Source organism: Acinetobacter endophylla (assembly GCF_053543775.1).
The window spans coordinates 1-359 of record NZ_JBLVOM010000187.1; the positions used below are offsets into that span (position 1 = coordinate 1).

1 protein-coding gene is annotated in these 359 nt (G+C 45.1%); it reads right to left on the bottom strand.

Annotation, left to right across the window (positions count from 1 at the left end):
* Positions 1-359, bottom strand: a 359-nt coding sequence (locus ACNPNW_RS06255) for an FCD domain-containing protein (protein ID WP_448766747.1), incomplete at both ends; no start/stop codon positions are given.

Below are 359 nucleotides of genomic sequence, written 5' to 3' on the forward strand. Positions count from 1 at the left end.
GTCTTGCAATAAATCAAACAAACTACGCATCATTTGGATCAGCACTAGATTGTGGGATGCTTCTGCAATCGCCAGATGAAAATTCGCATCCGCTATTGCTGCGTGGGCATCATCACCTAAAGCCTGAAAATGGCTAATCTGCTCAAAACACTGACGAATATTGATCAAATCACTGGGTGTGGCACGTTGTGCGGCATACCACGCTGTACCACCTTCAAGCACCATACGAGCTTCTTGTACATCAAAACGATATTCAGGATCTTGATCCATCAAACCGGATAATGGCTCAACGATTTGATGCTGTGACCAATGTGCAGGCAACTGCTTTAAATAGTTGCCTGCACCCGCTTTGCTCTGAA